Genomic DNA, 20760 nt, shown 5'->3' on the forward strand with positions numbered 1-20760 from the left:
CGTCAACGCTACCGCACACCGAATCGGCGTACCTTCCGTGCCGGAGGTGCCGATGTCACGGAATCAGCTTCCCGGCACGAGGTTTCGTGGTCGCTTGATAATATTCGAGCCGCTGTCGGGCCACTGGATCGGCGGCGGGAAAGGGGCGTTGATGGAGGTGGAGGACGTCCACCACTCATACGGCAGACGGTCGGTGCTGCGTGGCATCGACATCGTTTTGCCCGCGGGGACGCTGGTGGGCATCGTCGGTGAGAACGGGGCGGGGAAGTCGACGCTGTTGAAGGTTTTGTCCGGAGAGCTGCGACCGGACCGGGGGACGGTCCGGCACCGTGGGCGGTTCGGTTACTGCCCTCAGCAGGTGATCCTGAACGACGCCTTCACGGTGCGTCAGCACCTGAACTTCTTCGCCGCGGCCTATGCGATCCGGGACCTGCGCCGCGCCGAAGAGACCATGGAGATCTTGCGTTTCTCCGAGTATGCCGGTGAGCGGGTCGGGACGCTCAGCGGCGGCACGCGGCAAAAGCTCAATCTGACGCTGGCGGTGATGCATGATCCGCAGGTTTTGCTGTTGGATGAGCCGTATCAGGGTTTCGATTGGGAGACGTATCTGCGTTTCTGGGATCTGGTCGCGGAATTCCGTGACACCCACCGATCGGTCCTGGTTGTCTCGCATCTGGCTCACGACACCGACAAGCTGGATCAAGTGTGGCGGTTGCGCGACGGCGTCTTACGAGGCGGACAGGAGCAGGCCGATGAGTGAGAGTTTGCGACTGTTCGTGATCGCGACGCGCTACGACCTCATCCAGCATGCTCGTAACCGATTCGCCATGCTGTTGGTGGCCGTCTTCCTTCCCATATTGATCACTGTGGTTTGCGTCGCCGTCACGGACCTCGAGGTGCCGTTCCGGCTTCGAGACACCGGTTTGGTTCTGCGCGCCAACGGTAATGAGCTCGCTCAGGTCAGCGGCGCCCTGATGGCGGTCTCGCTGATCATAGGGTTCATGATGTTCGCGGCCACTTTCAGCAGCGGCGCCTTCGACCGGCGTCTGACGATGGCGGGGTACCCCCGGGTCGCTTTGGGTTCGGCGAAGATCGCCTGTCTGGTGGTGGCCTCGCTGGTGGTCTGCGTGTACGCCACGGCGGTCATCTGCTGCTACTGGTCGCCGCGGCAGCCTGTCCTGCTCGCCGCGGCGCTTTTCGGTGCGGCGATGACCTACGGGGCGTTGGGTGTGGCCCTCGGCGCTCTGCTGCGCCGCGAGGTGGAGGGGATGTTCGCCATCGCGATGATCAGCTGCTTCGACATGGCCGTACAGAACCCGATCGCCAGTGCCGGGGCCGACAGCGAATTCGTGCGCTGGCTGCCCTCCTACGGGGCGATGCAGGCGTCGACCACGGCCGGTTTCTCCGACGCCACGCCATTGACGGGATTCGCCGTACAGCTGGCCTGGTTCATTGTGAGCGCTCTCGTCGGTCTGATCGCTTTCCATCGGCGCACCCGCTCCTCTCTTCGACCTACGATGTGGATGCGCATCCCCCGCTCGATGTGGTCCGGACAGCCGACGAAGCACTGACGAGGCATCCCGCACCACCACGGTGGAGGCGCGGGAGACGACCTCGCTCGTGCCGGCTGCGGGCTTACGACGCCGTAGGAGCCGGTTCGGCGGCCGGGAGGTAGACCTCACGGCGCAGGCGTTCGAGATCCGGCGCTGCGGTAACGGAGGTTTGCGTGTACCGATCGCTCTCACGCCCCCAGAGCCCGACGCTCGTGATGTTCACATACATCTCCGCGTAGTCCTTCCCCTCACCCGCCAGGCCGGGAAGGACGCGCAGGAGCGCGGGGACGTAGTGGATCACCGCCTCCAGCTGAGCGCGTTGATCCGCCACTTGGTGCCGCACCCGGTCCACGGCTTCGCTGCGAGTGCACCCGGTTTCGTGATGGACTGCCCGCACCAGGTTGTAGGGAACTCGGTCTGCCTCGTCCTGATCCAGTCCCACCAGGTCGTTCTCCACGAAAGTGACCCAGAAGGCGAGTTCCTCGAGACGGCGGATCACGGGGTGTTCCCGCAGCGTCGATGGCAGTTCCCGGTCGTGGTACACCTCCATGCAGGCGATGGCGGTTTCGATCCCACTGGTCGACATCCGCAGCGGCAGGTAGTCGGCCGTGGAAGGGATGTAGCCACTGATGCGATGGTGCGCTTCGCGTTCGGCGGCTTCGAACCACTGCTCGACACCGTCGAGGAAACGCTCCTGCCAGCGGATGGTCCGGCCCTCGCGCAGGCGCGGCCATATGCTCGCCCAAGCCGTCGGAATCGCGCCGGGCCGCCACGGTTTCTCCGGGTCCTGGCGCAGCGTCGCCACCATGCCACGTCGCAACGCGGTCACGGCTTCCGGGTCCCTCAGCTGCGGATCCTCGAAAAGGTCATCCCAAGCGAGGACCAGCACGGCCATCGCGTAGGCGGTCTGTTCACGGACCACATTCGCTGCTGGGGCCAATGTGTGCGTAGGGATCTGGATCGCCCCTGTCCACCGGTGGTAGTCCGCCTCGGCGGAGGAGACGGCAAGGCCGGTGTCCATCAGCCAGTTCCGCAACCATCGCGCGAGTTGCGGCGACAGTCCATTGCCGTGAGTTCGAGGTGGCTGCGTCGGCCGCCGGGGGACCGAGGGACCGGAAGTTCGCCGGTCGAGGATGGACCGGGCGTAGTCGGTGACCGCGCGGCGAGCGCGCGGGTCGACAGGCAGAGTGGCGAGCTGACCCGCGGCCCGGTCTATGAACTCGTCGGCCACCGCCTGTGCTTCGTCCACGGCGCCGCAGGCGATGACGAGCTCGCGGGCACGCGCAGCTTGCTCGAGCGTCATTCTGCTCTGCAACAGGCGAGCAAGGCTTCGGTCGCGGGCGGCCGCGCGGATCACGGGAAGTGTGTAGATGCCCGCGGACAGGTCCGCGTTGACGGGCTTGCCCATTTCTTCGGCGGTGGAGGTCAGATCGAGGATGTCGTCATACAGCTGGTAGGCCAGCCCGAAGTACCGGCCGAACTGGGCCGACGCCTCTTGCTGATCGTCAGGCCTGCCGGCCTGCATCGCGCCCACCCGGCATGCCAGCGAGAGCACCGCCGCCGTCTTGCCGTCGATCGCGTCCAGGTAGGACTGCTCGCTGCGGGAGGCCATGTAAAGGTCGGCGGCCTCGATCACCATGCCCGCGCACATCTGCTCACCGGCGATTGCCCCCGACAGGACCTCGCGCCGACCGAGTTCGGCCAGCATGCGCACACTTGTGAGCATTACGGAGTCCCCACCCAGCACGGCCATATGCGAACCCCACACCACATTGGCACTGGGACGGCCTCGTCGCTCGTACGCGTGATCGATGACGTCGTCGTGGTAGAGCGAGCCCAGATGCAGCAACTCGACGGCAGCGGCGGCACGCACCACCCGGTCATCGGCCGGGGCCGCGGGATCGGTGAGCAGGTAGTACGACAAGAGGGTCAATGTGGGGCGGACCAGGCGGCGAGAGGTGTCCGGCCCTTCGTCTGTGAGTGCGGCCAGTTCAGGCCTACCCTCCAGCCGAACGGGTCCGAGAACGTCACGGACACGGTCCAAGTCCGCGTCCAGATGGGGGAAGACAGCCGAATCTATTTCACGTGGCACGCGGGCACTCCTGACTGGTCGCATCGGTCATCCAGAACACCGTCGATCAATGGCAATTCGACACCAGTCGACGCGGAAGATGTTGGGATCGGCCGAAATTGACGCCGCTCCGCAGTTGCGGTGCGGCTCGGCCGGACATCGGCAGTGTGCGCCACGCATCGAACGTGGCGCGCCACGTGTGTTAGGCCTTCGCGTCGGAGAGGCTCGCGTGGCACCTGCCCGAATCCACTTGATCGAAGACTCCGTCGACGGCGAAAGGTTTGCCGCGGTGCGGCTCTGATCAGCGGGTATGCAGGGTGATCCTGGCGTTGTGGGCGGGGCTGAGGCCGGTGTGATAGCGACGCGGGGGTTCGACGGGACCGGTGGCCGCGCCGATGCGACGATGCTCGAGGATGGTGCGGAAGAGGATGCGCGCTTCCGCCAAGGCGAATTGGGCGCCCAGACAGCGATGCGCGCCGGCGCCGAAGGTCAGCCAGGTGCGGCCGTTCGGCGGCTCGTCGAGGAAGCGTTCAGGGCGGAAGACCATCGGGTCCGAATAATGCCGTGCTGATTCGTGAATGAGGAGAATCGGGACTATGACGATGGCCCCCTTGGGGACGTGGACGCCGTTGACCACGGTGTCGCGCAGCGCGCGCCGCCCGGTGAACGGAGACACCGGGCGGATTCGCATCGTTTCGGCGACCACGGCGTCGAGGTAGGTGTCGAGCCGGGCGCAGTCGCCCGCGTCGACCGCCGCGTCGAGCTCGGCCATGGCTGCCGGGTGGGCGGCCAGCATGACGGCGATCCAGCCGAGCGTGATCGCGGTGGTCTCGTAGGCGCCCAGCAGGATGCCACGCATATTGCGGGCCAACGCGGCGTCGTCGTGCTGATCCAGTTCGGTGCCGACATACCGCGACAGCACATCTTTCCGGCCGTTCCTGTCACCGGGCGTGGACCGGCGCGCGGCGATTTCCTCGATGATGAGGGCGTCGACCTCGGACTGGCGGCGGGTCAGCGGCGGGTAGGGCAACGTGTAGCCACCGACCAGCGGAGTGAGCAAGGTGACGGCGAGGAAACCGCGACTTTCGATTTCCCCGAACCACCGGATGACCGCCTGTTTCAGCCGGTCCTTGCGGGGCGGAGCCACGTCGCCGAAGACGACGCCGAGCAGCACCCCGATGGCCAAGTCGTAGCCGACCTTCAGAAACTCGAACGGTTCACCAACCGGCCAGGTCGGCAGTTCGCGCTGGACCACCTCCACCATGAGGTCCTCGTAGGACCGGAGTGCCTTGCTCTGGAACGGCGGCGCGAACAGTTGACGTTCGCGGCGATGTTCGTCACCGTCGAGGAAGATCAACGTCTGCTTGCCGAACATCATGTCGTGGCTGGAGAAGCGGCTCAGCACCTGCCCGACGGAGAAGTCGTCGTGGTTGGCGAACAGTCCTCGCACATCGTCCATGTCGTAAGTGACCAGCATGGTCGGAAATCCCGGTGGTGAGACGACGAACCGTTCGCCGAATTCCAGCAAGGGGGATCGGTGCGTACCGGGGCGCATGAGTCCACCGATTTGCGCGATGTGGCGGGTGCGTAGCCGAGGGAGTTCACGCAGAGATATCGGGGCATGCGACATGTAGCCATCCTTAACCCGTTGCTCGGCGCCTCGCAAACATGAAATCCCCGCAGTGGCAATAGATGCCGCTGACTCCGCGCGGCGCCCCTTCCTACGCTGCGAAGCCCAGACCGAGCGCGACCGCGACCGGAGTCAGGTAGAGCATCGGAAACGCCACGGTCTTGTACGAGCGGGCCCGCAGCACGGTGATCACCGCGCCTGCGAAGTACAGGATCAGGCCGATGGCCGCTGCGACTCCGATCGCGGGAACGAAGAGGCCGGCGATCAGCCCGAGCGCTCCAACGGCCTTGGCCGATCCCAGTGGCGTCCACCACGATTGCGGCACGCCGTATTCCACCAGCGGGTCCACGACGAACGCGGCCCGGCGCAGCAGCGAGACCGCCGAGAAGCCGACCCAGGCGGCAGCGACGTGCCGCCGCCGCGGCGGTTGACTCTGACACCGTGTGAGGCCGCAGACTCACTGGCGTGACCGACCCCTCGAAGCTGATGTCCATCGGCCGCTTTTCCTCGTTGAGCAGGATCAGCGTGCGGATGCTGCGGCACTACGACTCGAGCGGTGTGCTGATTCCCGCCGCGGTCGATGCCAGCGGATATCGCCGGTATTCGCCGGAGCAGCTGGGTGATGCCGCCCGGATTCGGCAGCTGCGCGACGTCGGGTTCGGCGTGTCCGCCATCGGAGCCCTGCTCGCCGTGTACGGCACTCCCACGTATGCCGATGCGCTGCGATCGCAGCGCCGGACACTCGTGGACGAGGCCGCCTCGGCCAGGCATCGGCTGGCCCTCATCGAGCGCATGCTCGATCGGAACGAACTGGAGAACATCTTGTCCGACATCGAGGTCGAATTGATCGACATCCCCGCGCAGACGCTGGTGACGCTGCGAGGAACGGTGGAAAACTATGCCGCCGAGGGGGAACTGTGGGAGCGATTCGTGCCCGAACTCCAGCGGCAGAACATCGCGATCACCGGTGCGGGCGGCTGCATCGAACACGACGGGGAATTCCGGGAGACCGATGTCGACGAATCGGTTTTCGTGGAGACCGCCGCAGGTGTCGAAGCCCAAGGCCCGCTCGTGGCGCTGCACTTCCCGGTTCGCCGCGCGGTGTGCGCGACCGTGACCGGCCCGTTCGCCGAGATGATCCCGCAAGCACACGATCGAATCGCGGCCTTCATCAATGACAACGGTCTGCGGATCGCTCGTACCGACGACGACGTCTCGACCCACCATTTCAACGTCTACCGCAACGACCCCAGCCAGGTGCCCGAGTCGGAGGCGATGATCTCGGTGGCCGTCCCGGTTCTGTGAGCACATCCTCGCCTCACCGCCGTTGGTTGACTGCCGCGGCACGGGTGGCTCGGCGGGAGTGACAGTGCCGGTGACCGGTCCACACGGCCGCCGGGGCAGGGGCCGCCGACCCAGCGGCTGATCCGCCGGTCGCTCCGGAGTCGCTGGACGGCTGGATACATATATCGAGCAACCGGGAACAAACCGGTTTGCTGGATACATATATTCTCCGTACGGGTGGCGACGACGAGTGGAGTGTCAGTGACGGAGCCGGATTCTGCACTGCTGGTGCGGGCGCTGCAGGCCGATGCTTCGCACACCCCCGAGTCGGTGCGCGCGGTGACGGCCCGGTTGATCCGGGACGGTGCGCTTACCGCGGGTGCGCGCTTGCCGACTATTCGCGAGGTTGCCCGGCGCTGCGGGCTGAGTACGCGCACGGTTGTCGCCGCCTGGAGCGCGCTGCGCGAGGAAGGTCTGATCACCACCAATCGACGCGGTGGCACGGTGGTAGTCGCGCTCGAGGAGGTCACGGCGGGCCGTGCGCTCGCGACCCGCGACCTGCTGACCGGAAGTCCGGACTACGCATTGCAACCCGATCTGGCACCCGCCATGCTGGCCGGATTGCACACCGATCAGCTCAACCGACCCGGGCGTGACTACATCACCGATCGGCTGCGCGAAGCCGTCGTCGACGACTGGCCGTTCGCGGCCGAGGCCTTCGTCGCTGCGGGCGGCGGTTCGGAGGGTTTGTTCCTCGCGGTGGACGCCGCCGCGCCCGCGGGTTCCCTTGTCGCCGTGGAGGAGCCGGTGATGCCGGGCTTCCTCGACACCCTGGCGGAGGTCGGGTACGAGGTGCTCGGTATCGAATCCGACGAACAGGGGGCGCTGCCCGATGCGCTGGCGGCAGTGCTGCGGCGGCAGCCGTCGGTGGTGGTGCTCCAGCCGGAGGGCGGGTACGCGATGGGTGGCGCGCTGTCGGAGGACCGCGCCACGGAGTTGGCCGCCGTGCTCGCCGCGACGGAGCAGGTGCCCTGGATTGTCGAGGACGACGCGGTGGGGCCGCTGGCCCTGGCGCAGGCGCCCTCGCTCGGCCGCTGGTTCCCGCGCCGCAGCGTGCGGGTGCGCAGCTATTGCAAGGCCTACGGCATGGACATTCGAACCTGTGTCATCGGCGGCAGCGCCGAATTGGTCGACCGGGCCATTCGTGCCCGGGTCCACGGCATCGCCGCCAACAGCCGGATTCTGCAGAACGCCTTGGCGCACCTCATCATCGACCCGGCGACCGCCGCACTGATCGATTCCGCCCGGGATCGCTATACCGCCCGTCGGGAAGGGCTGCTCGCGGCGTTGCGCGCGCGCGGCGTCACCGCGTATTCCGGGGTGAACAGCCTGGTGGTGTGGGTGGAGGTCGCCGATGAACAGGCGGCGCTGCTCGAGCTGGCCCGGCACGGGATCATCGTCGGATCGGGGGCGAAATCGTATGTGGCACCGCCGCGCCCGGGCGTGGTGCGCGTCGCGGTGCCGCAGCTACCCGATGCGGCCGCCGGGCTCGCCGAACTCGCCGGCCTGCTCGCCGAGGCCTCCGGTGCCAGGCATCGGGAGTTCCTGGACTAGCGGACGGGCCGCGGATGCAGCCGCGGGGCCATCTCGGTGCTGACGCGGTGCAGGCATTCCGCGTATCGGGGATGGCCGACCGCGAGAGGAATGTGGAAAAGCACTTCGGTGGCGGCGGCGAGGCCCCGGTCCTCGCGCAGCTGTTCGACGATCTGCTCGGCGGTTCCGATCCGGATGCGGTTGTCCGTGAGGAACCGTCGCCGGTCGGCGGCGCTCGGCAGCTCCGGGTAGTAGGCCGGGCTCAGTCGGATGTCGGTGTCGAGCAGGTCGAGCGCGTCGCGTTCGCTGTCACCGGGCAGCACCGTGACGGTCGACCCGATGCGCGGTGTACCGCGGCAAGAGGACAGATAGGCGTCGACGAGCTCGGCGACATCGCCGCCGGCGCGTGCCTGGGAGTTGCCGTGCGGAAGGAGTCCGTCGCCCGCCGCGCCCGCGCGCCGCGCGGTGTCGATGTTGCCGGTGGACTGCCAGATCCGGGAACGCAGGGTGCCCGGTGGCGGATACAGGGCGATGTCGTCGGTGACGCGGCCGTGGGCGAGTAGACGCCGCAGCGCGGCCATCCGGTCGGCGTACAGCGCCTCCCGGTCGGTGTCGGGAACACCGAATCCGATGTAGCTGGAGGCGGAGTGGCCGAATCCGAGGCCCTTGCCGACACCGAGTTCGAGCCGTCCACCGCTGAGCGCGTCGGTGACTACCGCGTCCTCCGCCAGACGCACCGGATGTTCGAACGGCAGTGCCACCACGCCGGTGCCGAGCCGGATCGTGGTGGTGTGCTGGGCGACCGCGGCGACGAACGGGAACACGGAGGGCAGTGCGGCGTGATGGGCCTCGAAATGCCGGGTCGCGAACCAGAGGGCGCCGAAGCCGAGTCGTTCGGCACGCGTGCCGATGTCGATGGTCTGCCGGTAGACCTCGGCGACCGGCGGACCGCTGCGCAACTGCACGAACAACGACGGCGCGCGGAGGGCCGCTGATGACGACGAAGTGATCACAGCCGGTAATGCCCTCTCAGGGTGGTGGTGTCGTATTCGGTGCGGAAGATGCCGCGCCGGCGCAGCAGCGGGATGACATGATCGACGAAATCGACCAGACCGCTGGGCAATTCGTCGATCATCACATTGAATCCGTCGACGGCGCCCGCCGAGAACCAGTCCGCGATGAATCCGGCCACCTGTTCCGGGCCGCCGACCACCTTGGCGTGCACACTGCCCGAGGCCAGCAGGCGCGCCGCGCCACGCGTGTCCGCGCCACTGGAGCGCACGTACTCGAGCAGTACCGCGCGTTGTCCGCGTGACCCCCCGTCGGTGTTCTCGTCGGGGATCCTCTCCCACGGGAACGGCGCGTTCAGGTCTAGATCGGCGGGGTCGAGGCCGAGCCGTTCGGCGAGGTTGACCAGTTGGACCTCGTCGGGAATGAGGTCGATGAGCTCGCGTTCGCGTCGCCGGGCCGCGGCTTCGGAATCGGCGAGCACGACGATCAGCCCCGGCAGCAGCTTCACACTGTCGGGAGCGCGCCCGGCGTCGGCGGCCCGACGCCGGAGCTCGGTGCGTCGCTGCGCCGCCGACCCGGGATCGACGTGTGCGGAGTAGACGGCGTCCGCTGTCCTCGCACCCAGTTCCACGCCGTGGGTGGAGGCGCCCGCCTGGATCAGCACCGGCCTACCGTGGGTCAGCGGCGGCGCCTTCAACGGCCCGGCCACCCGGAAGAACTTGCCGTCGTGGTCGATCGGCCGGACCACCGCCGGGTCGAGGTAGCGGCCGGTCGCCTTGTCACCGACGATCGCGTCGGCGGGCGCCGAATCCCACAGCGCGGTCACCACGTCGAGGAATTCGGCGGCGCGGGCGTACCGTTCCGACTTCGGCGGGGCCTGGCTCAGAGAGTAGTTGCGGGCCGCGGCGTCGCCGCCGGTGACGACGTAGTTCCAGCCCACCCGGCCACCGGACACCGCCGACAGCGCGGCGAACGAGCGCGCCAGATTGTAGGGGTCGTTATAGGACGTCGTGGCGGTGATGATCAGGCCGATGTGGCTGGTATGCGCGGCCAGCACGGACTGGGCGATGAACGGGTCGAGCAGCCGGCTGGGCGCGGTCCAGTCCTTGGCCTGGATGTCCGGTGAGTCGGCCAGGAACACGGCATCGAGCAGTCCGCGTTCGGCGGTGCGCGCCACGTCGAGGTAGTGCTCGATTCCGACGAAGTGCGCCGCGGGTTGCTCGGCGCGCCGCCACGGGCTGCCGAGGGTGCCGCCGGGTATCAGGTTGGCGTTGAGGATGACATGTCGTGGCTGGGCGGTCATGGCGGATCTCCGGGGATCAGGGTGCGGGGACGGGGCCGGGCGCGGGGGAGTCGCCGCGGACGAGGGGTCGTGCCGGGTCGGCGGTCCACTGCGAGAGCGAGCCGGGATACAGGGCGATCTCGATGCCGAGCGTGGCGAGGACGAAGACCTGGAGGGCCGCGGCCATCCCGCTGCCGCAGTGGGTGGCCGCGGGCGTCGCGGGGCCGAGGCCGAGGCCGCGATAACGCGTACGCAGGGTGGGTTCGTCGCGGAGCAGTCCGTGCTCGTCGAAGTCGTCGAAGACCGGCGCGTTGACGGCATCGGGAATGTGACCGGCGAATGCGCCCTCGCCGCGATAGTGGCTGTGGGGGCGGGCATCGAGGAGGATGCCGCGTGCGGGCAGCGTCGCCACGGTGGCGGTGCCGACCACGGGAAGTCCGCCGGGCAGCGCGGATACGGTTCCCGCCGCGACGGTTTCGGTGCCCGAGACGATGGGGCCGCCGGCCGCGCGCCACGCTCGCAGCCCACCGTCGAGGAGCCGGACGTCGGTCAGTCCCGCCCAGCGCAGGACCCACCACGCACGGGCGGCGGGGACCGAGCGGGAGTCGTCGTAGACCACCACGGTGCTGTCGTCGCGGATGCCCCAGCTCCGCAGCGCGGTGGTGAGTGGTCCGGCTTCCGGCAGTGGGCGGGCGCCGGAGCGCGCTGTGGCGGTACCCGCCAGGTCGGCGTCGACGTCGACGAAGCGCGCTCCTGGCAGGTGCCCGCGCCGGAATGCGTTGGGGTCGGGCCCGCCTGCGCCGACCCGGACGTCGAGCAGCACCAGCTGTTCGGGTGGGTCGTCACGCAAGTTGCTCGCGGAGATGAGGTGGGCGGCACGGGCCCCGGACATCGCGATCCTTTCGACGCTCGGACTATGCGCGGTGCCGAGGATATGTACCCCAAGCCAGTGGAAACATAATTCGGGTCTGCGTGACTTTTTGTGTTCCCAGTATCGCGGTGCGGCTCATATGTTTTCACCGCCGAGGTCGTCCGACCCGGCACATATCAGCGAGAGGGCTGCTATGGGAGACGTCCTGACGAGCCGAGTCGTCGACGCGGAGTGGTTGCGGACCCGTCTCTCGGACTCCGGCGTCATCGTCATCGAGGTGACCAACACGCCGGGTGCCGAGTCGGACCGGAGCACCATCGCGGGCGCGCGCACCGTTTACTGGAAAGATCTGCTCTGGCACCAGTCGCGCCGGGAATTCCCCGCGGCGCCGGTCCTGGTCGATCGTCTGCGCGCACTGGGTGCCGATGCCGAGTCGACGGTGGTTTTCGCGGGCGAGCCGACGCAGTTCGCCGCGTACGCCATCTGGGTGGCCGCGGCCGTCGGGGTCGGTGGTGACCTGCGTTATCTGGACGGCGGATTGCCCGCGTGGCGCGTCGCCGAAGCCGCGAACGGTACCGCGTCGAGTGCCTCCGCTGCCGCACCGATCGAAGGCGCCGCCGATGCGGCCGAGCCCACCGGCGACGCGCAGGCCTCCGAGTCGCCGGACCCGCTGCCTCGGGTCGCGCCGCGCCACGACGAAGTCGTCGTCGGCCGGGACGAGGTACGCGCGGCCCTCGGGACGTCCGTCGCGATCCTGGATCTGCGCTCACCGCAGGAGTATTCGGGTCTGCGGGTGTCCCCGCTCACCGAGCCGATCGATCACGGTGCCGAACGGGCGGGCCGGATTCCGGGCGCGCGGAGCCTGCCTGCGCAGGATTTGCTCGACGAGCGCGGACTGCTGCGGCCGGTATCCGAACTCCGAGAGCGGGTGGCGGAGCTCGGCATCGACGGTGCCGAGCAGATCATCGCCTACTGCCGGCTCTCGCATCGCGCCGCGCTCGGCTGGCTGGTGTTCACCGACCTGCTCGACGATCATCGGGTTCGCGTCTACGACGGATCCTGGACCGAATGGGGCAGCTTGGTCGGCGCCCCCATCGAGGACTGAGCCGCGATGAATCCACACCGGCGCAAAGTGTTCGGGCGCATCGCGGGCCTGGTCCTGTCCGCGGTGGCGATGATGTGGGCCGCGGTCACCCTGGCGTTCCTGGCCGTGCACATTGCCCCCGGCGATCCGGTCACCGCGATCATGGGGGAGTCCAGCGATCCAGGACTGCGTGCGCGGATCGAACAGGACTGGGGTCTGGACCGCCCGCTGCTCGTGCAGTACGGGCACCACCTCGGACGGCTGCTGCACGGCGACCTCGGCTACTCATACGTGCGCGGCGAACCCGTGACCGACATCGTGTTCGGCGAACAATTGGGCAGCAGCGCCCAGCTCGCCGGATTCGCACTGCTCCTCGCGGTCGTCCTCGCGCCGCTGCTGGCCGTGCTCACCGCGGGAAGGCGCGATGTACTCAGCCGGTCGATCACCACGGCCGAGATCGTGGTGGCCTCCGCGCCGCCCTTCTGGACAGGGCTGCTGTTGATCTGGATCTTCGCCTTCACGCTGAAGGTGCTGCCGGTGACCGCGGGCAACGAGTTCCAGCGTCTGATACTCCCGGCCGTCACCCTGGCGCTGCCCATTGCCGCGGTGCTGGCCCAGGTCATGCGGGAGGGGATCGAACGCGCGCTCGAGCAGCCGTTCGCGCTGACCGCTCGATCGCGTGGCATCGGCGCCACCCGCCTGCGCCTGCGACACGGACTGCGGCACTCGCTCATCCCGGCCGCGACCTTGGCCGGATGGGCCGTGAGCGGATTGCTCACCGGAACCGTCGTCGTCGAAGAGGTCTTCGGCCGGTCCGGCGTGGGACGGGCGACGGTCGAGGCCGTCGGCTATTCCGACGTTCCGGTGGTGCTCGGTGTCGCGCTGCTGTCGGCCGCCGTCTATCTGATCGTCACGGTCGTCGTCGACATCGCCTATCTCTGGATCGATCCGCACCTGCAGGAGGTCTCCGCATGACGACAGCCATTCTGCGGCAACGCTTCGCCCTCCCGGTGTCACACCGTCCCGTCGCCGTCCTGATCGCCGGCGTGGTACTCGTTCTCGCGGTGCTCGCCGCCCTCGTGCCCACCCTGCTCGCCTCCGGCGACCCGCTGCAAACCGATCTGGTTACCGCGCATCGGCCACCGTCGCTGTCGCATCCGTTCGGTACCGATCAACTGGGCCGTGATGTGTTCACCCGTGTCGTGCACGGCGCCCGGTTGTCGCTGTTCATCGGGGTGTCGGCGACGGCACTCGCGGGACTGATCGGCGTGAGTGCCGGGCTGGCGGCAGGAATCGGTGGCCGGGTCGTGGACGCCATCGCCTCGCGCGCCTTCGATCTGCTCGGCGCGTTCCCCGAGGTGCTGCTGGCGCTGGTGCTCATCACCTTCACCGGCACCGGAACCGGCAATCTCGTTCTCGCCCTCGGCCTCGCCGCGGCGCCGCGATTCGCCAGGGTGATGCGGGCGGAGACCCGGGCGGTGCGCGCCGCCGACCATGTCGCGCAAGCGCGCCTGCTGACCCGGTCACGCGCGCGGATCGTCGTTCGCCACATCCTGCCGAACGCGTTGCGGTCGCTGCCGATTGTGGTCACCCTCGGCCTCGGGACCAGCATTCTCGGCGCCGCCGCCCTGAGTTTCCTCGGCTTCGGCCCGCAACCTCCGGACCCGGAGTGGGGTTCCATGCTCGCCGAGGCGCACGGCGATCTGCGTATCGCGTGGTGGTCGGTCGCCTTCCCCGGTGCCGCCGTCACGGTCGTGGTCCTGGCCACCACGGTGCTCGGCCGCCACGTCGGCCACCGCTTCGAACGAAGGGCACAGTTATGACGCTCACCGCCGCCGCCGTGCCGAGCACGGACACCGTGACCGACACCGTACTGAGCGTGCGGAACCTGCGCGTCGGTTTCCCCGGGAGCGCGGGCGATGTCGTCGAAGGCGTCGGCTTCGACCTGCGGCGCGGCGAGATCCTCGCCATCGTCGGTGAATCGGGTTCGGGCAAATCGGTGACCACACGCAGCCTCGTCGGTCTCGCGGGGGCAGCGCCCGGGTGCGGGCCGACCGGTTCGAGTTGTTCGGCACCCCGGCCCTCGGACTGAGCGAACGGCAGTGGCGTGGGATCCGTGGCGCCCGGATAGGACTGGTGTTCCAGGACGCGCTCGTCGCGCTCGATCCGCTGCGCACCATCGCCGACGAGATGGCGGAAGCGTTGCGCGCGACACCGCGCTCCGGCCGCGCGGCCCGCATCGATGAGCTGCTGATCTCGGTGGGGATCGCCGATCCCGAGGTGCGCAAGCGGCAGCGGCCGTTCCAGCTGTCGGGCGGTCAGCGCCAGCGCGCGCTGATCGCCTCCGCCCTCGCGGGTGACCCGGACATCCTCATCGCCGACGAACCGACCACGGCGCTCGATGTGACGGTGCAGGCGCAGGTGCTCGACCTGCTGGTCCGGCAGGTCGCGGGCGGGCGATCGATGATCCTGGTGAGCCACGATCTGGCGGTGGTGGCCTCGGTGGCCGATCGCATCCTGGTGATGAAAGCGGGGCGCGTCGTCGAGCAGGGGCCAGCGGCGCAGGTCATCGGCGATCCGCGGCACGAGTACACCAGGGCATTGATCGCCGCGGTGCCGCGGGGCCGGGCGGGCGCACCGCCGTCACGTTCGGGCGCACCGATCTTCACCGCGAGCGCGCTGACCAAGGCGTATCGGGTGCGGGGCCGTGCGGTATCCGCGGTCGCCGATATCGGCTTCGAGGTCAGGGCCGGTGAGGTGCTCGGCGTGGTCGGTGAATCCGGTTCGGGTAAGTCGACGGTGGCGAAGATGATCACCGGGCTGATCGAGCCGGACGGCGGCGAAATGCGTTTCGCCGGAGCGCCGTTGACGCGGCTCACTCGCCGTCCCGGCCGGATCGGGCTGGTCGCGCAGGATTCGACCGGATCCTTCGACCCCCGCTACCGGGTGGGCGAGATCATCGGCGAGAGCGTCGCCTTGCGGGTCGGCCGTCGCGAGCGGCGCGCAGAGGTGATGGGTCTGCTCGACGCGGTGCGCCTGCCGGCCGACAGCATCGATCGTCACCCGCGCGAACTGTCGGGCGGACAGCGTCAGCGCGTCAATATCGCCAGGGCCCTGGGCAGCAGGCCGGAATTGGTGGTCTGCGACGAGCCGGTGTCGGCACTCGACATCTCGGTACAGGCCCAGATCCTCGAACTGATCGCCGAACTCGCGCGCGAGCGCGGGGTCGGCATCATCTTCATCTCCCACGATCTCGCCGTCGTCCGGCAGATCTGTCACCGCCTGCTCGTGCTGCACGGCGGCGTGATCGTCGAATCAGGTTCGTCCGACGACGTTTTCACGGCGCCGACATCCCCGTACACCCGTTCCCTGCTCGATTCCGTGCCGCGCCTGGCGGTACCGGACCCCACGGAAAGACCCTCGCGTGCGTAATCGCCTCACTCGACTGTTCACCGCACTGGCCGTCGGCATCGTCCTGGCCGCGGGCGCCTGCGCCTCCGACCCCGAACCCGGCAGCGGCCGGGGCGGACTGACCTCACCGGCACAGCCGGGCGGCACCTTCACCATCGCCTTGCCGTCCTATCCGACACGCGGCCTCAATCCCCATGTCGGCGCGGCCTTCGACGCCTCCCAGGTGCTGCGCAACAGCTATGACAGTCTCATCGCCGAAGACCGCGACGAAAAGTTCCACCCGTGGCTCGCCTCCGAGTGGACCGTTTCCCCCGACGGCACGGTGTACGAATTCACGCTGCGCCGGGACGTGACATTCCACAACGGAGAGAAGTTCGACGCCGCCGCGGTCAAGGCGAACATCGATGTGCTGAGGAATCCGGACACCCCGTCCTGGACGGTGCTCGGCCTCCTGCAGTACTCGAGCGTCAGCGCGGTCGACGTGGTCGATCCCTACAAGGTGCGGATCACGCTGAGCACACCCCGCGCGGACTTCCTGTCCACCCTCGCCGGACTCAGCGGCGCCATCGTGGCTCCCAGCACGCTGAACGTCGGCAAGGAGACCCTCACCAGCGGAATCGGGCTGGTGGGTTCGGGTCCGTTCGTCCTGGACAAGGCGGTCCAGGGGCAGGAACTGCGCTTCCACCGGAATCCCGACTATAGGTGGGGCCCCGCCACCGCCGCGCATCAGGGCGCCGCGTACGTGGACGATCTCGTCGTCGAGTACATTCCCGAAGCCTCCACCCGCGCGGGCCTGCTGCGCAGCGGCGAGGTCGACGCGATCGGCACGGTCAAGGCCACCGACATCCCCCTGTTCGACGGGATCGACGGATTCCAGTACGAACAGATCGGCTCGTCGGCCGCGCCCACGGTGATCATGCTCAACCTCACCAACGGCCCGACCACGGACGTGCGGGTGCGGCGGGCCATCGCCGCGGGCGTCGACATCGCCGCGGTGGTGGACAGTCTGACCAAGGGTTCCCAGCAGCGCGCCTGGAGCCTCATCTCTCCGGACAGCGCATATTACGACGCCAAGTACGAGACCAAGGGCAAACCCGATGTCGCCGCCGCCCGCACCCTGCTCGATCAGGCGGGCTGGACCGGAAAGGACTCCGACGGCTACCGCACCGACGCGGCGGGACAGCGCCTGACCGTCCGTCTGCTCGCCACCACGCCGACCTATCCGGAAGACGATTTCCTGAAGGCCTGGCAGGCCGAGCTGCGCCAGAATCTCGGGATCCGGGTCGACCTGCAGTTCGTCGAGAACGCCCAGGTCTACGATCTGCTGGCCCGCAACCAGTACGAGGCGTTCCCGCGTCAGGTCGGCGGACTCGACCTGTCGCTGCAGTTCAACCGCGCCTACGGCTCCACCACCCCCGACCTGAAATACGGCCAGATCGACGGCATCACCCTCGGTTCCATCGTCGCGGGCGCCAAACTCGCCGACCCGCAGGTGGACCGGTGGCTCATCGAAGCGACCAAGGCGACCGACCCGCAACAGCGCAAGCAGCTGTTCGACACCATCACCGCGCACCTGCTCGACAACGCCGTGGCGATCCCGCTCTACACCGACCGCAACAGTGTCGCGGCGAGTTCCGCGATCCACAACGTGACCGCACTGTTCGACCCGCCCCGCAACACCGTCAATGCCTGGGCATACGACATCGCCGTCCGCTGACCAGTCTGCCGCCACCCCCTCGTTCCAGGAAGGCTCGATCATGACCGCCGCAACCCAAACCCTGACTTTCGATCGCAATATTCCGCGAGGCATCGTGCACCGGGAATCGATCGCCGAGGTCTTCCTCACCGACGCGCAGCCGATACCCGACGGTGCGGTGTTCGCCGCTCAATTGCCCCGCAACCACTCGTATTTCAGTGACCATCGGGGTACCGCGACCACCTACGATCCGCTCCTGCTCATCGAGGTGTTCCGGCAGGTCGCGATCTATTACGCGCACACCTTCCTCGGGGTGGCCCGGACGGAGAAGTTCATCTTCGGTTCGGCGGATTTCACCATCGCCGACCCCGACACCCTGCGGATCGGCAACTGCCCGGGGCACTGCGTCATCGAGGCCCGGGTGATCGGCGAGAAGCGCCGTGATGATCAGATCATCGGCCTGTCGCTCGAGATGGTCGCCGAGATCGAGGGCAGGGAAGCCGCACGGGAGGTGATGGTCTACCAGTGGATGCCCGCCGCGGTGTGGAACCGGATCAGGGTGCGCGGGCGCGAAGCGCTGGGTTTGCCCGCCCAGCATGTGATTCCGGGGCAAGTGCCGGTCGCGCGAATGCGGCCGGGTTCGGTCGGCAGGCACAACCCGCGCAATGCGATCCTGGCGAATCCGGTGCTGTCGGGCAGGCACGAGCTGACGGCGTTGACCATCATCGACACCGACCATCCCTCCCTGTTCGATCATGCTCTCGATCATGTCCCCGGTATGTTGCAGTTCGAAGCGGCCCGGCAGGTCGCGATGGCAGCTGCGAACGCCGTCCTCGGGCTGGACACCAGTCGCATGGTGATGCAGCGGCTCGGGATCGAGTTCACCAAGTTCGGTGAATTCGAGCGCGAGACCATCGCGAGGGCCACCGTCGCTCCGCTTCCCGGTGAGGGCGGCGGCGTGCGGGCACAGGTGGACCTGACCCAGGGTGCGGATGTGATCGCCGTCGGCGAGGTGGAGCTGCGCTTCCGTCCGGCCGACGTCGGGACGATGGTCCAGTGACCGCCGCGAAGACGGCGGGGCCGTTCGTCTGGTTCGATTTCGGCGGGGTGCTCTCACCGCCGCTCGACGACCTGTTCGAGCGCTACGAGGAGGTCGCGGGCATTGCGCCCGACCTGTTGAAGTTCGCCATCGCCGAGGTGGGCGCCGAATACGGGCTCGCGCCACTGGCGCCGATCGAACTGGCGTTGCTCGACGAACGCGAGTGGGTCGGCAAGCTGCACGCCGTGCTCAGGGCCAAGCAACCCGAGATCGACCTCTCGCGCAGCGAACCCGATTTCGGCAGGCAGTGGTTCGCCGGCCACCGGGCCAACAGCGCGGTTCGCGACTTCGCGATCGAGCTGGCCGAGGGCGGTACCCGGGTCGGGGTGCTCAGCAACAATGTCGTCGAGTGGGAGCCCTACTGGCACGCCATGATCGATCTGGACGGGGTCTTGAGCGCCCTGATCGATTCGTGCAAGGTCGGGGTCCGCAAACCCGATCCGGAGATCTTCGGCCTCGCCGCCGAGCAGGCGGGCGTCGCCGCCGGCCAGTGCCTGCTGATCGATGACCTCGCCGAGAACTGCGCCGCGGCAAGGCAATCCGGCTGGCAGGCGGTGCGGTTCCGTGATGCCGGGCAGGCGATCGCCGAGGTGCGCGAGGCGCTGGAACGATGGCCGGGCTGAGCGGCGTTTCACCAGGTGCCGGCAAGGTAGCCGTCCGGACGGACCAACGCACAGGTCCACGCCTGGTCCGGGGTCACCTTGCCGGTCACCGTGATCGCGCCGGCGGGGGCGTGCGGTACCGGGACGTGCTCGTCGGGCCGGATCGCCACGAACCGGCCCGCCCGCAGCAACTCGGTGAGGGTCCGCACACCGCCGTCTGCCTCGACGACCACCAAATCGTGCTGGAATCCGGACTGGAACTGGCCGCTGATGAGCTGGGCGACGGCGTCGTGGATCGCCGGGATCGCGAGCATTGCCAGCATCGCCGCACGCAACTCGGGCTGGCGGGGGTTCATCATCCGCGATTGCAGCACGGTGTTGGCGACCACCGCGGCCGCGACGGCGACCCGTTCACGCGAGTACTCGTCGAGGACTGCGGGCCGGTCGTGTCCGGTGATCACTCGGGCCAGCCGCCAGCCCAGCGCGAACGCGTCCTGCATGCCGGTGTTGAGGCCCTGGCCGCCGAGGGGATAGTGGCTGTGCGCAGCGTCGCCTGCCAGCAGCAGCCGTCCGTCCCGCAGGCGGGTGCGGTAGCGGCCGTGGTCGCTGAACCGGGTGAGGTGGCTGATCTCGCTCAGCGCGGGCGGTGCGCCGAGCACATATTCCAGGCGTTGCCGGTACTCTCGCGCGTCGGGCTCGGGCCGGTGGTCGAGGGCGCCGCTGAAATCCATGGCGATGATGCGCGCGGGTCCGTGGGGATTCGGATTGTGCAGGGTCCATCCGGACGGCGTCGGGTGCCAGCCCGGCGGAACCCCGCCGTCCGGGGCCGTAACCGCCAGTCCGGCAATGGCGTTCATGGTCGCCGGGTACACCTGCGCCGGGAAATCGCCGATGCGGGCGACGAGGCTGCGGGCACCGTCGGTGCCGACGGCGTAGCGGGCGCGGATACGCAGCGAGCGATGTCCGGTCTCGGCGGCCACTTCGGCCACCACCGCGTCGTCGTCGGCCTCGAGTCCGGTGACGGTGTGACCGCGCAGGATTCGTGCGCCGAGATGGCCCGCGCGCTCCTCGAACGCCGCCTCCAGCCGTGCCTGCGGAATGCCCGCGATCGGACCGGGCTCGACGCCGGGCGCGCTGATCATCAGCACCGGTTGCGCCGCGAACTGGAACGGGGACCGGCGCACGCCGTGCGGATCACGTTGTATCGCTTCGGAAGTCGCGGAGGGCAGATATCCGCGGCGTGCCAGCAGCGACAGCGACCGGGCATGCACCGTGCCCGCCCGCGGGCGCTGGTCGAGTTCGGCGCGGGTCTCGACCACGACGACCCGGACGCGTTGCAGTGCCAGCTCGGCGGCGACCAGCATGCCGACCGGCCCGCCACCGACCACCAGGACATCGGTGTCGATGTCGGTGTCGACCGGATTCGGTCGGGGCCGGTGCGCCGTGCTCATCACATGCTCCTGGGGCGAGGTCTGGTCCGCGGCAGCGGTTGTACGAAACTCGGAGTAGCTACTAGCATCATAGTACCTACTAGTTGAGTAGTACCTCTCGTACGTCTCGAAGTCCTCCCATC

General features: G+C 68.4%; 18 protein-coding genes and 1 pseudogene. 12 read left to right on the top strand and 7 right to left on the bottom strand.

Annotation, left to right across the window (positions count from 1 at the left end):
• Positions 1–37 precede the first annotated feature (37 nt).
• Both ABZ420_RS08655 and ABZ420_RS08660 read left to right on the top strand, forming a co-directional pair.
• Positions 38–760, top strand: a complete 723-nt coding sequence (locus tag ABZ420_RS08655; RefSeq protein WP_357118990.1) for an ABC transporter ATP-binding protein — start codon at positions 38–40, stop codon at positions 758–760.
• A gap of 16 nt (positions 761–776) precedes the next feature.
• The gene (locus ABZ420_RS08660) at positions 777–1571 is read left to right on the top strand and encodes a hypothetical protein (RefSeq protein WP_357118993.1); all 795 of its coding nucleotides are present in this window, start codon (positions 777–779) and stop codon (positions 1569–1571) included.
• Positions 1572–1635: 64 nt separating this feature from the next.
• Here ABZ420_RS08660 and ABZ420_RS08665 read toward each other — a convergent pair whose 3' ends face one another.
• From ABZ420_RS08665 to ABZ420_RS08675, 3 genes and pseudogenes are all read right to left on the bottom strand, one after another.
• On the bottom strand, positions 1636–3645 hold the full coding sequence (locus ABZ420_RS08665; protein WP_357118996.1) for a polyprenyl synthetase family protein: 2010 nt from the start codon (positions 3643–3645) through the stop codon (positions 1636–1638).
• Positions 3646–3925: 280 nt separating this feature from the next.
• Positions 3926–5254, bottom strand: a complete 1329-nt coding sequence (locus tag ABZ420_RS08670; protein WP_357118999.1) for a cytochrome P450 — start codon at positions 5252–5254, stop codon at positions 3926–3928.
• A gap of 91 nt (positions 5255–5345) precedes the next feature.
• Positions 5346–5651: pseudogene (locus ABZ420_RS08675) on the bottom strand (DoxX family protein); the annotation flags it as partial.
• 68 nt (positions 5652–5719) lie between these two features.
• Here ABZ420_RS08675 and ABZ420_RS08680 point away from each other — a divergent pair.
• Together ABZ420_RS08680 and ABZ420_RS08685 are read left to right on the top strand one after the other, a co-directional pair.
• Entirely contained in the window at positions 5720–6559 is an 840-nt protein-coding gene (locus tag ABZ420_RS08680) for a MerR family transcriptional regulator (protein ID WP_357119003.1), read from the top strand.
• A 240-nt stretch (positions 6560–6799) separates the two neighbouring features.
• Positions 6800–8152: an aminotransferase class I/II-fold pyridoxal phosphate-dependent enzyme gene (locus ABZ420_RS08685; RefSeq protein ID WP_357119006.1), complete on the top strand. Its 1353-nt coding sequence runs from the start codon at positions 6800–6802 to the stop codon at positions 8150–8152.
• Here the strand turns inward: ABZ420_RS08685 and ABZ420_RS08690 are convergent.
• The 3 genes from ABZ420_RS08690 to ABZ420_RS08700 are packed head-to-tail and all read right to left on the bottom strand — an operon-like array spanning position 8149 to position 11316.
• Positions 8149–9144, bottom strand: a complete 996-nt coding sequence (locus ABZ420_RS08690) for an LLM class flavin-dependent oxidoreductase (protein WP_357119009.1) — start codon at positions 9142–9144, stop codon at positions 8149–8151. The two genes, ABZ420_RS08685 and ABZ420_RS08690, sit on opposite strands and share 4 nt — an antisense overlap.
• Entirely contained in the window at positions 9141–10445 is a 1305-nt protein-coding gene (locus tag ABZ420_RS08695) for an NtaA/DmoA family FMN-dependent monooxygenase (RefSeq protein ID WP_357119012.1), read from the bottom strand. The genes ABZ420_RS08690 and ABZ420_RS08695 overlap by 4 nt, the downstream gene beginning before the upstream one ends.
• Before the next feature lie 16 nt (positions 10446–10461).
• Positions 10462–11316: a rhodanese-like domain-containing protein gene (locus ABZ420_RS08700; protein WP_357119015.1), complete on the bottom strand. Its 855-nt coding sequence runs from the start codon at positions 11314–11316 to the stop codon at positions 10462–10464.
• A 172-nt stretch (positions 11317–11488) separates the two neighbouring features.
• Between ABZ420_RS08700 and ABZ420_RS08705 the strand changes: the two genes are divergently transcribed.
• The 8 genes from ABZ420_RS08705 to ABZ420_RS08740 are packed head-to-tail and all read left to right on the top strand — an operon-like array spanning position 11489 to position 19208.
• A complete protein-coding gene (locus ABZ420_RS08705) occupies positions 11489–12400 on the top strand; it encodes a rhodanese-like domain-containing protein (protein WP_357119018.1) in 912 nt (303 codons plus the stop codon).
• A gap of 6 nt (positions 12401–12406) precedes the next feature.
• Positions 12407–13354: an ABC transporter permease gene (locus tag ABZ420_RS08710; RefSeq protein WP_357119021.1), complete on the top strand. Its 948-nt coding sequence runs from the start codon at positions 12407–12409 to the stop codon at positions 13352–13354.
• Entirely contained in the window at positions 13351–14202 is an 852-nt protein-coding gene (locus ABZ420_RS08715) for an ABC transporter permease (RefSeq protein ID WP_357119023.1), read from the top strand. The genes ABZ420_RS08710 and ABZ420_RS08715 overlap by 4 nt, the downstream gene beginning before the upstream one ends.
• Positions 14199–14471: an ATP-binding cassette domain-containing protein gene (locus ABZ420_RS08720; protein WP_357119026.1), complete on the top strand. Its 273-nt coding sequence runs from the start codon at positions 14199–14201 to the stop codon at positions 14469–14471. The genes ABZ420_RS08715 and ABZ420_RS08720 overlap by 4 nt, the downstream gene beginning before the upstream one ends.
• Positions 14423–15811: an ABC transporter ATP-binding protein gene (locus ABZ420_RS08725; protein ID WP_357119029.1), complete on the top strand. Its 1389-nt coding sequence runs from the start codon at positions 14423–14425 to the stop codon at positions 15809–15811. Before ABZ420_RS08720 ends, ABZ420_RS08725 begins: the two co-directional genes overlap by 49 nt.
• A complete protein-coding gene (locus ABZ420_RS08730; protein WP_357119032.1) occupies positions 15804–17507 on the top strand; it encodes an ABC transporter substrate-binding protein in 1704 nt (567 codons plus the stop codon). The genes ABZ420_RS08725 and ABZ420_RS08730 overlap by 8 nt, the downstream gene beginning before the upstream one ends.
• Before the next feature lie 40 nt (positions 17508–17547).
• Entirely contained in the window at positions 17548–18546 is a 999-nt protein-coding gene (locus ABZ420_RS08735) for a ScbA/BarX family gamma-butyrolactone biosynthesis protein (RefSeq protein ID WP_357119035.1), read from the top strand.
• Positions 18543–19208, top strand: a complete 666-nt coding sequence (locus ABZ420_RS08740; RefSeq protein WP_357119038.1) for an HAD family phosphatase — start codon at positions 18543–18545, stop codon at positions 19206–19208. Before ABZ420_RS08735 ends, ABZ420_RS08740 begins: the two co-directional genes overlap by 4 nt.
• Positions 19209–19216: 8 nt before the next feature.
• Here the strand turns inward: ABZ420_RS08740 and ABZ420_RS08745 are convergent, their stop codons facing one another.
• Positions 19217–20638: an FAD-dependent monooxygenase gene (locus ABZ420_RS08745; RefSeq protein WP_357119041.1), complete on the bottom strand. Its 1422-nt coding sequence runs from the start codon at positions 20636–20638 to the stop codon at positions 19217–19219.
• Positions 20639–20760 lie beyond the last annotated feature (122 nt).

Source organism: Nocardia sp. NPDC005745, from assembly GCF_040630775.1.
GTDB lineage: Bacteria > Actinomycetota > Actinomycetes > Mycobacteriales > Mycobacteriaceae > Nocardia.

What these genes read in the sequence shown, in the direction of transcription:
- ABZ420_RS08720 (WP_357119026.1), top strand. Translation starts at nt 14,199, where the DNA reads ATGACGCTCACCGCCGCCGCCGTGCCGAGCACGGACACCGTGACCGAC.
- ABZ420_RS08670 (WP_357118999.1), bottom strand. Translation starts at nt 5,254, where the DNA reads ATGTCGCATGCCCCGATATCTCTGCGTGAACTCCCTCGGCTACGCACC.
- ABZ420_RS08745 (WP_357119041.1), bottom strand. Translation starts at nt 20,638, where the DNA reads ATGAGCACGGCGCACCGGCCCCGACCGAATCCGGTCGACACCGACATC.
- ABZ420_RS08700 (WP_357119015.1), bottom strand. Translation starts at nt 11,316, where the DNA reads ATGTCCGGGGCCCGTGCCGCCCACCTCATCTCCGCGAGCAACTTGCGT.
- ABZ420_RS08735 (WP_357119035.1), top strand. Translation starts at nt 17,548, where the DNA reads ATGACCGCCGCAACCCAAACCCTGACTTTCGATCGCAATATTCCGCGA.
- ABZ420_RS08715 (WP_357119023.1), top strand. Translation starts at nt 13,351, where the DNA reads ATGACGACAGCCATTCTGCGGCAACGCTTCGCCCTCCCGGTGTCACAC.
- ABZ420_RS08695 (WP_357119012.1), bottom strand. Translation starts at nt 10,445, where the DNA reads ATGACCGCCCAGCCACGACATGTCATCCTCAACGCCAACCTGATACCC.
- ABZ420_RS08705 (WP_357119018.1), top strand. Translation starts at nt 11,489, where the DNA reads ATGGGAGACGTCCTGACGAGCCGAGTCGTCGACGCGGAGTGGTTGCGG.
- ABZ420_RS08710 (WP_357119021.1), top strand. Translation starts at nt 12,407, where the DNA reads ATGAATCCACACCGGCGCAAAGTGTTCGGGCGCATCGCGGGCCTGGTC.